Raw genomic sequence first — 14224 nt, 5'->3', positions numbered from 1 at the left:
CGGATTGTCCGACGATCTGCAGCCTAACGGCTAGACGACGGCGCCATCGTCCGGGGTGTCCTCCGGTGGCAGCCGGTCCTTCATCCGGATCACCAGGGTGAGGAATCCGCCGATGAACCCGACCACCGCCAGCGTGGTGATCCGTCCCGTCCCGAAGTCGAGCAGCGCCGCCAGAATCAGCAGCACCGGCCCACCGATCAACCCGAGCCAAGCAGCCCGGCTGATCCAGTCCAGCTTCGGTCCCTTCGGCGGCTCCGGCGGCACGAAATGATCATGATGATCCTCTTGCCGCCGGGCCGGGGGCTCCTCCGGCGGATCCTCATCGGTGTCCCCGACGATCAACCCGGCCGGTACGTCGATGAGCGGCTCGTACGACCCCTCCTCGACATCCTCACTCACCGGCCACCGCGGCACCGGAGTCGCGTCATGCCCCTCAGCCGACGGCAGATTGAACTGCTCCACCAAAGACGCCCACTCGGCATCCTCGGTACTCCGGGCAATGACCCCCCGGGCCCTGACCTCGGCCGCAGCATCGACGAAGATCTCGTCGAACCCGACGGGAATCCGCGGGGGAGCGGCTTCGTCAGCCATCGCCGGCGCCGGTGCGGCCGACTCGGCGACGGCGGTGCTTTCCGGGTCGGTAGCGGCCTCAGCGTCAGTTTCAGCTGATTCCTTGGGTACGTCGTCCGCCTGCGCGGCCTGGCGCGGAGCCTTGGTGTACGCCGCGATGTCCGCCTCGGCCAGGGCGTTGAGGACTGGTTCGGCGATCTGGGGGTCTATGCCGCCCATCGACGTGTAGGTCGACGCGGTCAGGCCGTTGTCACGCATCGGCGGTCACCCGGTGGATGAAGGAGGTGGAGTCGGCGAAGATGCGGGGTGCGTCGTTGTCCAGAGTGGCCACGTGGTAACTGTCCTCGAGCAGGGTCTCGGTCACGTCGCGGGACGAGATCGACGCCAGGATCGACCGGCCCGAGCTCGGTTCCACGACATGATCGACAGTACTGCGGAAAAGCAGCACCGGCTGGGTGACTTTGGCCAGATCCGCCCGGGTGATCGTCCAGAGCTGCGAGAGCGAGTGGAGCGCGCGCAACGGCATCCGGGAGTAGGCGCCCTCGTCGACGCCGGGCTTCTTGATGTCGTTCGAGATGCCGGGGAACGACGGGACGAGCCGCTGCAGCACCGGGAGCAGCACGAGCCGCTTGTCGTCGGTCTGCACAGACGGGTTGACCAGGATCACACCCGAGATGTCCTCGCCGTGCTGCTCGGCGAGCCGTAGTACCAGGCATCCGCCCATCGACAGCCCGGCCACGAACACCCGGTCGTGCTCCTTGCGCAGGCGCTCCAACTCGTTGTCCAGTACGGCGTACCAGTCCTGCCAGCGGGTGTTGTTCATCTCCTGCCAGGTCGTCCCGTGCCCGGGCAACCGCGGTACGGCGACCCCGAAGCCCTCGGCCGCCAGGTGCTCGGCGAACGGCCGCATCGACCGTGGCGAGCCGGTGAAGCCGTGGCTCAGGAGCACCCCGGTCGCGGCGTTCGCACCGGATCCTGGGCTGCGGAACTCCTCCGCATGAGCTTGCACTGCCACGGGTACTCCTCGACGGTCGGACGGATCCAGCAGATGCCAATGGTCGCAGCCACGGAGCCACCCGCCCACCCCGGCATGAGTGTCGTGATCGACATCGCACCCAGTCTGCAACCACGGGACAACACAGAGTGCAACCCGCCTATTCCTGGCGGTCACGTTGCTTCTGGAGGATGGTGGACCGTAGGCTCTCGGCCGAGTGACGGAGGTGAAGGCGTTGCTGTACCTGTTCCTCAGGCGGTTTTTCGTCGGACCGATTGCGAAGCTCCTCTTCCGTCCCAGGGTCGAGGGGCTGGAGAACATTCCCTCGACCGGGCCGGCGCTGCTGGTGAGCAACCACCTGGCGTTCACCGATTCGGTGTTCCTGCCGGTGGCGGTGCCGCGGCAGATCGTCTTCCCGGCGAAGTCGGAGTACTTCACCGCGCCCGGGCTGAAGGGCCGCCTGATGGCGACCTTCTTCCGCTCGGTCGGCCAGATCCCGATCGACCGCTCGGGTGGCCGCGCGTCGCTGGCCGCGCTGAACATCGGGCTGGAGATCCTCGCCAAAGGTGAGCTGTTCGGCATCTACCCCGAGGGCACCCGCTCGCCCGACGGCCGGCTCTACAAGGGCAAGACCGGCGTGGCCCGGATGGCGATCGTGGCCGGCGTGCCGGTCATCCCGGTGGCGATGATCGACACCGAGAAGCTCAACCCGCCCGGCTCGGTCTGGCCGAAGTTCCTGATCCGCGAGCCCGGCCGCCGGCTGCCCCGGCTGATCCGCCCGGGCGTGTCGATCGGCAAACCGCTCGACTTCTCCCGGTACGAGGGGATGGAGCGCGACCGCTTCGTGCTGCGCTCGGTCACCGACGAGATCATGTACGCCTTGATGGAGCTGTCCGGCCAGGAGTACGTCGACATGTACGCCGAGAAGGCCAAGGAACTCATCAAGGCCGGCGAGTCGGTCGACGACCACATCAAGCCCCGCCTCGGCGACACCAAGGCATCCTGACCGACCTCCGATGGAGAACGAACTCAACGTCCTGGGCGAGGCGCTCCAGGAGTGCGGCACCGATCCGGTCACCGGCTTCTATCGCGACGGCTGCTGCAGCACCGGCCCTGAGGATCTCGGCAGTCATACCGTGTGCGCGGTGATGACGACGGAGTTTCTGACTCATCAGGCGTCGATCGGCAACGATCTGTCCACGCCCCGGCCGGAGTTCGGCTTCACCGGCCTGCGCCCGGGGGACCGGTGGTGTGTCGTCGCGGTCCGCTGGCTTCAGGCGTACCACGCGGGTGCGGCAGCGCCGATCGTCCTCGCGTCCAGCCACCACCGAGCGCTCGAGACGATTCCGCTGAGCGTCCTGCGGGAGCACGCGGTCGACGTCCCACCGGACCTCAGCTCGCTCAGCTAGCCGGGGAGGTTTCTCGCCTCCGGTGGGGAGGATGTTGCCCCCGAATGGGGGTATTTGCCTCCCCGGATCCGGACAGGATCCTCCCCAAGCGCACAGGTGGGGGAGCAGAGGCGAGGGGCGCCGGTCCAACCGCGGTGGCGCAGGGCGGTCACCACCTGGGCTGCGGTCTCGCAGGGGTGGCTGACGAGCTGGTACCCGAACCGCAACGTGAGCTTCCCGCTCGTCGCAGCGGCGTTGTCCCGGCTCATGTCACGCCAGCGGGACAGCGCGTCGGAGTGGCCGAGCCGGCCGTCGAGTTCGACGATCACGCCGTACGGCGAATACTCGACGTCGCGATAGACGACTCGCGTCGAAGGGCTGGCCGGGGGAGTGGTCGTGGACTCGGCCGTGCCGGAGTGGTCAGCCGTGGTGGAGTCGGCAGCTGTGACGGCTCTTACCTGGCGGTCGGCAGTGGGCAGGCCGTGAGCGCGCTCGACCCGGCGCAGGTAGCACTGTTCGAGGAACGACTGCACACCGTCCACAGCGTCGAGCAGGATCTGCCGGATGCCGTCTCGACCGGCCAGCTGCCCGAGCGATTCCAGCTCGGCCAGCAGCCGTTGTGGAGTGGTCCGGCGCTGGCGACAGGCGTCCAGGAGCATTGCTGCCTGCCGTGCGGTCTCTCGTTCCCGGCTCGCGGTCGTCAACAGGGCGACCTCCAGCCGTACGGTCGGTGGCTTGCGGGTTGGATGCAACCGCGCATCGAGTTCGCGCCAGCGGGTCACCCGAATCTTTCCCCGGCGGTCGAGGCGACGCGCGTGGGGTACGGCCAGGTGGATCGGGTCGTTGTCATCCCAGTCGCCTTCCAACCCGTAGTACCGGAGCGCGGTCTTGCCGGTCAGGGCAGCCTCCGGTCCGCAGGCGAGCCAGGCAGCCCACATCCTGGTTTCCCACGGCAACGGACCGGTGAAGTCGACATACACGCCGTGATGCACCCGCTGCAGTTGCCGCACCCGGCACCTGCGCTGGAGCACCTTGTCGGTGATCCCGTGCGCCAACGCTTGCGTCCGGCTGAAGGCCCCCTTCTGCCGCTGCCGCAACTCCACGAACAACCGAACCGACTCATCACCCCCACCCCTCAACGCCGCCCCCACTCGCCCCTGCTGATCGTTCTCCACACAGACAAGATGCCCTCGACCCACCACCCGCGGCGCCCCCTTTTCCTGGCCCTGTGGACACCCCAGCCCGGGGAGGATTTTGGCCGGTGCCGGGGTGGATCTTGCCCCCGGAGCGGGGTATTTCCCTCCCCAAGTGGGGCTGGCGGCGGGCGCGACTGGCGGGGGCGGGGTGGACGGGGTGAGACGGCTGGGCAGAGGGTGAGACGGCTGGAATAGGCTGGGGACATGCAATTTGCGACGTTGAGTGCGGGGGAAGTGCCTGGGGTTCCTACTCTGGACGAGCTGCGGGCCTTGAAGCCGTTGCAGCAGCCGGAGTGGCCGGATCAAGAGGCGCTGGAACACGTCATCGGGCAGCTCAGGACGTTGCCGCCGCTGGTGTTCGCCGGTGAGTGCGACGACCTGACCACCAAGATCGGTGCGGTGGCGCGCGGTGAGGCGTTCCTGCTGCAGGGTGGCGACTGCGCGGAGACGTTCGACGGGGTGACCGCCGAGAACATCCGGGCCAAGCTCCGGGTGCTGCTGCAGATGTCCGTCGTGCTCCAGTACGCCGCGAGCGTGCCGGTCGTGAAGGTCGGGCGGATCGCCGGGCAGTACGCGAAGCCCCGCAGCTCCGGCGACGAGACGCGCAACGGCGTGACGCTGCCGTCGTACCGGGGTGACGCCGTGAACGGGCTGGACTTCACGCCGGAGTCGCGGATCCCAGACCCGCAGCGGCTGCGAGGCGTCTACAACGCGGCCGCCGCGACGCTGAACCTGACCCGCGCGTTCACCACCGGTGGGTACGCCGACCTGCACCAGGTGCACGCCTGGAACACCGACTTCGTGAAGTCCTCGCCCGTCGGGCAGCGCTACGAGCAGCTGGCCGGTGAGATCGAGCGGGCGCTCGCCTTCATGCGCGCCTGCGGGGCGACCGCCGACGAGTTCAAGACGGTCGACTTCTACGCCTCCCACGAGGCGCTCATCCTCGAGTACGAACACGCCCTGACCCGGATCGACTCGCGCACCGAGCTGCCGTACGACGTGTCCGGCCACCTGCTCTGGGTGGGGGAGCGGACCCGTCAGCTGGACGGCGCGCACATCGAGTTCCTGTCGACGTTGAGCAACCCGCTGGGCGTGAAGATCGGCCCGACCACGACCCCGGAGTACATCCGGGCCCTGATCGACAAGCTGAACCCGAAGGGGATCGAGGGCCGGCTGACCTTCATCACCCGGATGGGCGCGGGCAAGATCCGCGCCGGGCTGCCGCCGCTGCTGGAGGCGGTCCGCGACCACGGCTCGCCGGTCGCGTGGGTGTGCGACCCGATGCACGGCAACACCTACGAGACGCCGAACGGCTACAAGACCCGCAACTTCGACGACGTGATCGACGAGGTCCAGGGCTTCTTCGACGCGCACGAGCAGGTCGGCACCTGGCCGGGCGGCATGCACATCGAGCTCACCGGCGACGACGTCACCGAGTGCCTCGGCGGCGGCGAGGAACTGGTCGCCGAAGATCTCGTCAACCGCTACGAGACCGCCTGCGACCCCCGCCTCAACCGCCACCAGTCCCTCGAACTGGCCTTCCTCGTCGCCGAACGCCTCCGCGGCGCCCGCGCATGATCCGGTACTACGCAACGCCGGCGCCCGCCTCGATGGCCGGGACGGCGACGGGAGCGGAGGCGGCATGATCGACCTTCGCTCCGACACGGTGACCAAGCCGTCCGCGGGGATGCTGGCCGCGATGACCAGCGCCCCTCTCGGCGACGACGTGTACGGCGAGGATCCCACGGTCACCGAACTCGAGGAGACGGTCGCCGCGCTGCTCGGGCATGAGGCCGGGCTCTTCACCGTGACCGGGTCGCTGGCCAACATCCTCGGCGTCCGGGCGCTCGTCCCACCCGGCTCCGAGGTGCTCTGCGAGGCGAGCGCCCACATCGCCCGCGCCGAGCTCGGCGCCCACGCGGCGATCAGTGGCGTCACCACCCGCACCTGGAGCGCCCCAGCCGGCCAGATCGACCTCGAGCAGATCCGCACCCTGATCGCCCCCGACCTCGGCCCGTACTTCGTCCAGACCGCAGCCGTCTCGGTCGAGAACACCCACAACTTCGGCGGCGGCGCCATCCAGCGCTCGTACGACGCCCTGGCCGACGAGCTCGACTCGATCGGCATGCCCCTCCACCTCGACGGCGCTCGCCTCTGGAACACATCGGTCGCCTCAGGCATCTCGCTGAAGGCCTACGCCTCCCGAGCGGCCGCCGCCAGCGTCTGCCTCTCGAAGGGCCTAGGCGCCCCCGTCGGCTCCGTCCTGGTCGGCTCGACCGAGCTCATCAAGGAAGCACGAGTCTGGCGCAAACGCCTGGGCGCGGGCTGGCGCCAAGCCGGCGTACTGGCCGCCGCCGGCCTCTACGCGATCAACCACAATGTCGAGCGCCTGGCCGAAGACCACGCCAACGCCCGCCAGATCGCCGAACTCCTCGCCGACGCTGCCCCCGGCTCGGTCAAACCCGACCAGGTCGACACCAACATCGTCGTCGCCGACCTCGCCGGCACGGACCACTCCGTCGCCGAGGTTGTGGCAGCCGCCGAGGCAGCCGGCCTACGAGTTGGCGGCGTCGGCGCCACCCAGCTACGGGTCGTCACCCACCTCGACGCCTCAGCCGAGGACTGCCGGACCGCGGCAGAGATCCTGGCCCGCATCCTCAGCTGAGCCCACCGGACCACGGCGGCGACCTCAGCTGAAGCGGTGAAGTGACCTCACTCACCGTGGGCAGGGAATTGCGAGCAGATAGTTTATGTTTAAATTGTTTCGTGACTGACTTCAAGGTTCTCGGTATCTCCGGCAGTCTCCGCGCCGGCTCCCTCAACACCGCGTTGCTGCGGGCCGCGCAGAAGTTCGCGCCCGACGGTGTGGACATCTCGATCTACGAGGGCTTGGCCGACCTGCCCTGGTACGACGGCGACCTCGACACCCCCGAGAACCTGCCGGCCCAGGCGCGCCGGCTCCGCGAGGAGATCGCGGCCCACGACGGGCTGCTGATCGCGACCCCGGAGTACAACTACTCGATCCCCGGCGGACTGAAGAACGCGATCGACTGGGCCTCGCGCCCGTCGGCGACCTCGGTCCTGCTGCACAAGCCGATCGCGATCATGGGCGCCGCCCCGACCAACTTCGGTACCGTCCGGGCCCAGCTCGCGCTCCGGCAGGCGTTCCTCTGGACCCACTCGGACGTCGTCGTGAAGCCCGAGGTGATGGCGTTCCGTGCCCACGAGCGCTTCGACGAGGGCGCCAACCTGATCGACGACGACACGATCAAGCTGGTGCAGGGGCTGCTGGACGCCCTCAAGGCGAAGATGGAAAACCCCGCGAGATAGGCTTCAAGCAGTCGGGTCACAGCGTTCGGGGAGAGCCGTGCGAGAGATCGTCGTGTTCAGTGGCAGTGCCCATTCCAGCCTTGCTCAGCAGATCTGCACCGATCTCGGTGTGGACCTGTCGCCGGTGGAGATCCACCGGTTCAGCAACGACTGCCTACAGGTTCAGTTGCAGGTGAACTGCCGCCAGCGCGATGTCTACATCGTTCAGCCGCTGGTTCCGCCGACCCAGGAGCACCTGATGGAGCTGCTCCTCATGATCGACGCGGCCAGGGGCGCCTCGGCGGCTCAGATCACCGCCGTGATGCCGCACTACGCCTATGCGCGCTCGGACAAGAAGGACGCCTCGCGGATCTCGATCGGCGCCCGTCTGGTCGCCGACCTGCTCGTCGCGGCCGGTGTCGACCGGGTGCTGACGATGACGTTGCACGCACCCCAGGTGCACGGGTTCTTCTCGGTGCCGGTCGACCACCTGACCGCGATCGGCGTACTGGCCGAGCACTTCCGCGGTACCGACCTCACGAACACAGTCGTCGTCAGCCCCGACCTGGGCAATGCGAAGACGGCGACCCAGTTCGCCCGGCTGCTCGGCCTGCCGGTAGCCGCGGGCAGCAAGCAGCGGCTCTCGGACGACCGGGTGGTGATCGACGCGATCGTCGGCGACGTGGCCGGCAAGAAGGCGATCGTCCTGGACGACGAGATCGCCACCGGCGGCTCGATCATCGAGCTGCTGGACCGGTTGAAGGACCTCGGCTGTACGCAGGCCGCCGTCGCCACCACGCACGGACTGTTCGCCGGCAAGGCGGTCGAGCGGTTGCGGTCGCACCCGTCGATCACCGAGGTGATCAGCACCGACACCGTGCCGCGCCCGGACGGCTTCCCCGAGCTGCAGGTCAGCTCGGTGTCCGGCCTGTTCGCCGAGGCGATCAAGCGGATCCACGACGGCGAGTCGGTCAGCAGCCTCTTCGACGGCGTCGACCCGACCCACGCGCCGCCGCAACCCAAGCTGCCCTTCTAGAAATCGACCCGCATCACAAACCGCCGCAACGTCGGGTGGCTGACTTCCTTGAAGCCGGCCTCCTCGAAGACGCTGTAGTGCCCGACGTGCAGCTCACCCCACGGCACGTCCTTTCCGGCCGCCGGCATCATCGGATACCCCTCCAGCGCCCGGGCCCCACGCGAGCGGGCGTAGTCGATCGTCGCGCGAGCCATCCCGTAGCTGACCCCGCGCCGCCGGTACCCGGACCGCGTGACGAAGCAGGTGATGACCCAGACCGAGTCGTCCTCCTTGTCCTCGTCGCGACCCTTCCACGGCACCGGCGTACGCCCGAACAGCCGCGGGTACGCCGTCCGCGGCTCAACCGCACACCACCCGACCGGCTCGTCATCCAGATAGGCCACCAGCCCACTCGTCTGCTTGGCTCCCGGGTTGTCGCAGTTGGTCTGCTCCCGCATCAGCCCGGCCCGCTCGGGCTCGGTGGTCACCGCCCACATCCACCCGCGTGTCTTGAACCGCTGGCAATGACACTGCCCGGCATCGCTGTCGCCCAAGACGAGCTGCAGGTCCTCCCACGACGCCTCGTTGGCCAGCCGGAAGGTCAACTGGTCCGCAACGGAGTCGAGCGTCATCGCGGTGGCTCTTCACCGGTCAGCCCGTCCACCGCCTCGCGGATCAGGTCCGCGTGGCCGGCATGGCGGGCGTACTCCTCGATCAGGTCGATCAGGAGCCGCCGCAGCGTCGGCGTCTCGCCACGAGAGTTCTTGTACTGCGCCAAGCTGTCCAGCCCGCCCTCTGCCAGTACTCCGGCGACGGCTGCTCGCGAGCGGTCGGCCGCCGCGTTCCAGAGCGCGTAGATCTCCTCGGCGGTGTCGTCGGGGGCCGAGTGCCACTCCCAGTCGGGGTCGGCGTCCCAGTCGACCGCGTCCCACGGCGCTCCCAGTTCCGTTCCGGTCAGGCGGTGGGTGAAGTACTCGTCCTCGCACAGCGCCAGGTGCTTCATCAACCCGCCGAGTGTCATCGTCGACGGCGGGTGGGACTTCTGCAGGCCGGCGGAGTCCAGGCCGCCGCACTTCCAGGCGAAGATCGCGCGCTGCCGCTCCAGCGAGCCGAGCATCGTCTCGAGTTCGGTCCCCGCGATCGGCGCCTCGTGTGGGAGGTCGTAGTTAGTCATGGTTCTGGACGTTAATATCCAATGCGGACGTTCTGCGTCCGGGAAGGGAGGTTGACTGGTGATCGTGGACGAACTGAGCCCGACGGCGAAGGCGCTGATGGCGCTGGAGCTGATCCAGGACAACCCCGGAATCAGCGGTGAGCGCCTCGGCCAGCGGCTCGGCGTCACGGACCGCGCCGCCCGCCGGTACGTCGGGATCCTCCGCGAAGCCGGCATCCCCATCGTGTCCACCCCAGGCCGGTACGGCGGGTATCGCGTCGGCCGCGGCTTCCGCCTCCCACCGTTGATGTTCTCCACCGCCGAAGCACTCGGGCTGATGATGGCCGCGCTAGAAGGCCATCACCGAGCCTCGGACCCGGAAGACCCGGCCGGCAGCGCCCTCAACAAGATCATCCGCGTACTACCCAAGCCGGTCGCTGAGCCCGCCGAGTCGATGCGCCGCATCATCACCCCACGCCAAGCAGCCGAAGGCACCTACCCCAACCCCGAGACGACCGCAGCCCTGGTCCAAGCCTGTACGGCGGCCCGCCGGCTGCGCATCGGCTACACCAGGGGAGACCGCGACCCGATCACGATGGACGTCGATCCCTGGGCCGTCTCCGTCCGCCAAGGCCTGTGGTACCTGCTCTGCTGGTCGCACACCAAGGACGCCCAGCGAGTACTCCGCGTCGACCGCGTCACCACGACGGAGCTGATGGACGAGACCTTCGACCCACCGGAGGTCCTCGATCCGATCGCCGCCATCGAGGACCACTTCGCCCAGGGCTGGCGCTACGCCATCGAGGTGGTGATCGACGCGCCGCTCGCCGACATCGTGCTCGCCCGCAAACTCGGCCGGCTCGAGCCGATCGACGAGACCCACACCCGGCTGATCGGAAGTACCGACGAGCCGGACTGGTACGCCTACCGCCTCGCGTCGCTCGAAGCGACCTTCTCGGTGATCGAGCCACCCGAGCTTCGCGAGGCACTCCACACCCTCGGCCAACGCATCCTCAAAGCCTCCGAAGGCTAAGAAGCACAAGCGAGCGACGCCGTTCCCCAATCGGCATGATCGCTGTTCTTCCCGTCGCCGCCGTCCGTGGTCGACAACGTCAGCCGCTTGATCCCGCTGACGTCGAGATCCAGATGAGTGGCGGTATCACCGGAGCGGATGACCGGAGTACTGGCCAGCGTCCTGCCATCGCCGACCACCACGAAAGTGACCGAACCTTCGGCCGACTCGACGTCGTCATCGATCCCGACGTCGGCCACGAACCGCGTGCAAGCACCACCGAGCCAAGTGGTCAGCGAGCTCGCCGCGTGCGAACCGATGCCCTTGGCAAACGTCTTGCCCGCGATCGACAGGGTCGCCGGCGGCAGGTCCCCGCCGTGACTGCGATCCCGCTGCTGTGGGCGGCCGTACCCGTTGGTCTCGTTCATCCACGGTTGATCACTCACGTACGTCGAACCCCGCGGGGCAGGAGGCGCTGCGAAGACCGGCGCCGCCCCGGCCGAGTGGATCGCCCGCCCGTCTGCCGTCGTGTAGTCACCGGCGACCACCAGCTCGAGATCACCCCGAGCGCCACCCGAGTCGAGCCGCAGCGACCAGCTCGCCGTCACGCTCTCCCCGTTGTTCATCCGGTTCCGCACCACCGGCGCACCCGCAACCAGCGTCCATCCGGCCGGTACCTCCGGAGCCAGCGTCAGATCGCGCACCGGCCCATTGGCCTGAACGGCGAACACCCCTTGCACGCTCACTGTCTCACCCGTCGCCACCTCGCCGGCCGAAGCAGTCACCGTGACCTTCGTCGTCGGAACGGCCGGACGCGCCTGATCGCAAGTCGTGAGCCCAGTGGAGTACGGACAAGCCTGCAAGGCAAAGCCGCCATGGTTGCCAACAGCAATCGCCAGCTGGTCGGTTTCCTTGCGCACGGACGAGGACCTGGCAAGCTGAGCGCCGTTGTCAGTGATCACCTCGACGAGCCACTGCTGCGTACCGCCAAGAAACGTCAGCGGTACTGCGAAAGTGCTCGCCCCACCCGCCGTGATCCCACCGGCGAACCACCTCGTCCCACTCCGTCGAGCCATCACCACCTGACTACCAGGCGCTCCCGCGACCAGTCGCGTGTCATCCCACGTCGTCGGCAGCTGACCGAGGAATCGCGCACCCTCGGGCTGCGACGCCAATTCCTCCGGCGAGCTGACGACATGTGTCCAGGCCGATTCGTAGACGACCGGGAGGGCGAGCTCGTGCGCATTGGTGGTCTGCGGCTTCGGGTTGGCCGCTGTCGCGAACCGGGTCGGCGTGTAGTCCATCGAGCCGATCACGTTCCGGGTGAACGGCAGGATCGTGTTGCGCGACGCGTTCAGCCCGTTCTCCTCGCCGCGGACGCCCTCCATCGTCATCAGGTGCGGCCAGGTCCGGGCCAGTCCGTGCGGCACCGTCGAGCCGTGGAAGTTGATCATCAGCTTGTACTTCGCGGTGTCGGCGAGGATCGCGTCGTACCACTGGTAGCGCGCCTGGGTGTCGGACTCCATGAAGTCCACCTTCACGCCTTTGATGCCCCAGGCAACCAGCTTCGGGAACCAGTCGTCGCGCTGGGCCTGCGTCTGCAGGTTGGTCCAGTGGAACCAGACGAGTACGTCGACACCGCGGGCACGGGCGTACCGGGTCAGCTCAGGCAGCCAGGCCGCGCTCCAGCCTTCGTCGACGAGGATGTACTTGAAGCTGTTCTTCGCGGCCGCGTCGACGTAGGCCTTCTGGCGTTCGAAGTCGCGTGGACTGTTGTTCTCGGCGAGCCAGGACCAGGACGAGAGGCCGGGTCTGATCCAGCTGGTGTCGGTGAAGCGGGCCGGGTCGGCGAGGTCGTCGACGAGGGTCGAGGCGGTGACGGTGGGGAGGTCGCCGACGATCATCGTTCGCCAGGTGGTTGCCAAGGGCCCCGATGATGCGACTTGTGGGTCGGCCAGCTGGACGTCGTACCGGATGGAGCCTTGGGTGTGGGTGAGGCGCGCGCCGGAGTACCGGCCGTCGAGTCCTGATTCGGCCAGTAGTGCGTAGTTGGCTCCGGTGCGGAACAGTGCGGGGTGGCCGAACTGGCCGGTCGGTGCGGTGGCGGCGGTCGCTTGGGCGTGCTCGTTCTCGTGTTGCGGGCTGTACGGCTGCAGCCAGTTGGTCGCGTCGGCGGCGAACTCGTAGCCCCCGGTCTCGCGTTGGACGGTGACCGGGCCGGGCAGCTCATACCGGAAGGCGACGCCGTCGTCGGACACCCGGACGACCAACGCGAACGACCCGCTCGAGTTGCCGAAGGTCAGCCGGCTCTCCTGCTGGAACACGGTCCGGTCCCGCTGCTTCCCGGTCGTCATCCGGTACGACGACCGCAGCGTCTGGTGGGTCTCCGAGGTCAGCGCCAGGTTCTCGGACAGGTCACCGGCAGCGGTCAGTACGCCGAGGTCCGCGACGCTGACCACCGTGGCGCCCTTCGAGCTGACGTCGAGGCGGAGCTTGCCCCCGGTCGACTGCACGGTCGCGCCGACGCCGCCCACACCGGGCAGCACCCAACTCTGGTCAGCGGCCTGCGCCGGCACCCCAGGAACCATCAGCACAAGTGGCAACAACAACTTGAACATTGAGCATCCTCACGATCGGTGAACGGGCGGGTACACCAAGTCGCGATCACGCTAGGAGCTAATGTTGATTACTGCAAGATGCCGTGCGGAAATGTCGGATTCCCGCCTACCCGAGCTCGAGGGTCGTCGTCGCGAAGATCCCCGCCTGATCGACGACCGGCGGCGGACCACCGGCATACATCCGCGCACACTCGAAGGTCGGGCTCAGCCCGAGGCGGGTGGCCAACCTGATCGCTGCCGCGTTCACATCCGGTACGTCGAGCGCGATCTCCTCGCCCGAGGTCGCGAGCCTGCCCACGACGGCCTCCGCGATGCCCTCCGACGCTGCATAGAGCGGGCCGATCCGCGCGCCGCTGTCAGTAGGCCGCAGCACCCCGAAGCCGACAAGCTCATCGTCCTTGACCGCAGCCACCGACCGGTGCCCAGGCAACCCCACCCAGACCGAAAGAAACGCCTCCCGCTCCGCCGGAAAGAACCGCCGATCGTAATCAGCCACCTGCCGAAACGGCAGCGACCGCCCATCCACCAACTCAACCCCGGCCGGCACTGAACCAGTCCCAACGGTTGGCACACCCGAGTAGCGCACGTGGTTGAGGGCGTGTTTGAAGCCGGATTTCCGGTAGTTGTCTTGCTGGTCGACTACTCCGTCGAGACCGACTGTGCGCTCAGCCAGATGCGCCATCACCGCCTGCCAGAGTGCGATCCCATAGCCCTGCCCCCGCACCTCCGGTCGAGCGATGTAGAACCCGAGGAACCCGTAGTCCCGCCCGTACCGAACCCCAGAGCAACAAACGATCGGCGAACCGTCCACCCGCCCGACCAGGAACCCCGCAGGATCCGCGGCCCCGAACGCCAACATGTCCGAGACCCCCGGATCCCATCCCTCGTCAGCAGCCCACTGCCGCATCATCACAAGCTCCGCCGCACTGGCCGCCGAGATCCCCAGGTCGCTCATGCACCCGAGCCTAT

At 68.1% G+C, this 14224-nt stretch carries 14 protein-coding genes; 7 read left to right on the top strand and 7 right to left on the bottom strand.

Annotated features, from left to right (window positions below; genetic code table 11):
• Positions 1-30 precede the first annotated feature (30 nt).
• Positions 31-828: a hypothetical protein gene (locus ABD116_RS13625; RefSeq protein WP_343968700.1), complete on the bottom strand. Its 798-nt coding sequence runs from the start codon at positions 826-828 to the stop codon at positions 31-33.
• Positions 821-1585, bottom strand: a complete 765-nt coding sequence (locus ABD116_RS13620; RefSeq protein ID WP_343968698.1) for an alpha/beta hydrolase — start codon at positions 1583-1585, stop codon at positions 821-823. The genes ABD116_RS13625 and ABD116_RS13620 overlap by 8 nt, the downstream gene beginning before the upstream one ends.
• A 196-nt stretch (positions 1586-1781) precedes the next feature.
• Between ABD116_RS13620 and ABD116_RS13615 the strand changes: the two genes are divergently transcribed.
• Positions 1782-2570, top strand: coding sequence for a lysophospholipid acyltransferase family protein (locus ABD116_RS13615; protein WP_343968696.1), 789 nt, complete (start codon positions 1782-1784; stop codon positions 2568-2570).
• A gap of 10 nt (positions 2571-2580) precedes the next feature.
• On the top strand, positions 2581-2973 hold the full coding sequence (locus ABD116_RS13610; RefSeq protein WP_343968694.1) for a DUF2237 family protein: 393 nt from the start codon (positions 2581-2583) through the stop codon (positions 2971-2973).
• Here ABD116_RS13610 and ABD116_RS13605 read toward each other — a convergent pair.
• Positions 2970-4127 (bottom strand): type IV toxin-antitoxin system AbiEi family antitoxin domain-containing protein, encoded by a 1158-nt coding sequence (locus ABD116_RS13605; protein WP_343968692.1) that lies wholly within the window; start codon positions 4125-4127, stop codon positions 2970-2972. The genes ABD116_RS13610 and ABD116_RS13605 overlap by 4 nt on opposite strands.
• 225 nt (positions 4128-4352) lie before the next feature.
• On the opposite strand from ABD116_RS13605, the gene ABD116_RS13600 reads away from it, so the two are divergent.
• The 4 genes from ABD116_RS13600 to ABD116_RS13585 all read left to right on the top strand — a co-directional run bounded on the left by ABD116_RS13600 (position 4353) and on the right by ABD116_RS13585 (position 8493).
• Positions 4353-5726 carry a class II 3-deoxy-7-phosphoheptulonate synthase gene (locus ABD116_RS13600; RefSeq protein WP_343968690.1) on the top strand — a complete coding sequence of 458 codons (1374 nt, stop codon included), beginning with the start codon at positions 4353-4355 and terminating at the stop codon, positions 5724-5726.
• Between the two features lie 64 nt (positions 5727-5790).
• The gene (locus ABD116_RS13595; protein WP_343968688.1) at positions 5791-6813 is read left to right on the top strand and encodes a threonine aldolase family protein; all 1023 of its coding nucleotides are present in this window, start codon (positions 5791-5793) and stop codon (positions 6811-6813) included.
• A 101-nt stretch (positions 6814-6914) separates the two neighbouring features.
• On the top strand, positions 6915-7478 hold the full coding sequence (locus ABD116_RS13590; RefSeq protein ID WP_343968686.1) for an NADPH-dependent FMN reductase: 564 nt from the start codon (positions 6915-6917) through the stop codon (positions 7476-7478).
• Positions 7479-7515: 37 nt separating this feature from the next.
• Positions 7516-8493, top strand: a complete 978-nt coding sequence (locus ABD116_RS13585) for a ribose-phosphate diphosphokinase (protein WP_343968684.1) — start codon at positions 7516-7518, stop codon at positions 8491-8493.
• Here the strand turns inward: ABD116_RS13585 and ABD116_RS13580 are convergent.
• Together ABD116_RS13580 and ABD116_RS13575 are read right to left on the bottom strand one after the other, a co-directional pair.
• A complete protein-coding gene (locus tag ABD116_RS13580; RefSeq protein ID WP_343968682.1) occupies positions 8490-9104 on the bottom strand; it encodes a GNAT family N-acetyltransferase in 615 nt (204 codons plus the stop codon). The two genes, ABD116_RS13585 and ABD116_RS13580, sit on opposite strands and share 4 nt — an antisense overlap.
• On the bottom strand, positions 9101-9646 hold the full coding sequence (locus ABD116_RS13575) for a mycothiol transferase (RefSeq protein WP_343968680.1): 546 nt from the start codon (positions 9644-9646) through the stop codon (positions 9101-9103). The genes ABD116_RS13580 and ABD116_RS13575 overlap by 4 nt, the downstream gene beginning before the upstream one ends.
• A gap of 58 nt (positions 9647-9704) precedes the next feature.
• On the opposite strand from ABD116_RS13575, the gene ABD116_RS13570 reads away from it, so the two are divergent.
• The gene (locus tag ABD116_RS13570; protein ID WP_343968678.1) at positions 9705-10658 is read left to right on the top strand and encodes a helix-turn-helix transcriptional regulator; all 954 of its coding nucleotides are present in this window, start codon (positions 9705-9707) and stop codon (positions 10656-10658) included.
• Here the strand turns inward: ABD116_RS13570 and ABD116_RS13565 are convergent.
• Positions 10655-13255, bottom strand: coding sequence for an NPCBM/NEW2 domain-containing protein (locus tag ABD116_RS13565; RefSeq protein WP_343968676.1), 2601 nt, complete (start codon positions 13253-13255; stop codon positions 10655-10657). The two genes, ABD116_RS13570 and ABD116_RS13565, sit on opposite strands and share 4 nt — an antisense overlap.
• 106 nt (positions 13256-13361) lie before the next feature.
• Complete coding sequence (locus tag ABD116_RS13560; protein WP_343968674.1) at positions 13362-14210, bottom strand: GNAT family N-acetyltransferase; 849 nt, start codon at positions 14208-14210, stop codon at positions 13362-13364.
• Positions 14211-14224: the final 14 nt, after the last annotated feature.

The sequence above is a fragment of the Kribbella koreensis genome (genome assembly GCF_039525325.1).
GTDB classification, from domain to species: Bacteria; Actinomycetota; Actinomycetes; order Propionibacteriales; family Kribbellaceae; genus Kribbella; species Kribbella koreensis.
Note: the sequence above shows the minus strand (reverse complement) of the source record. Positions and strands in the feature narration are given on the sequence as shown.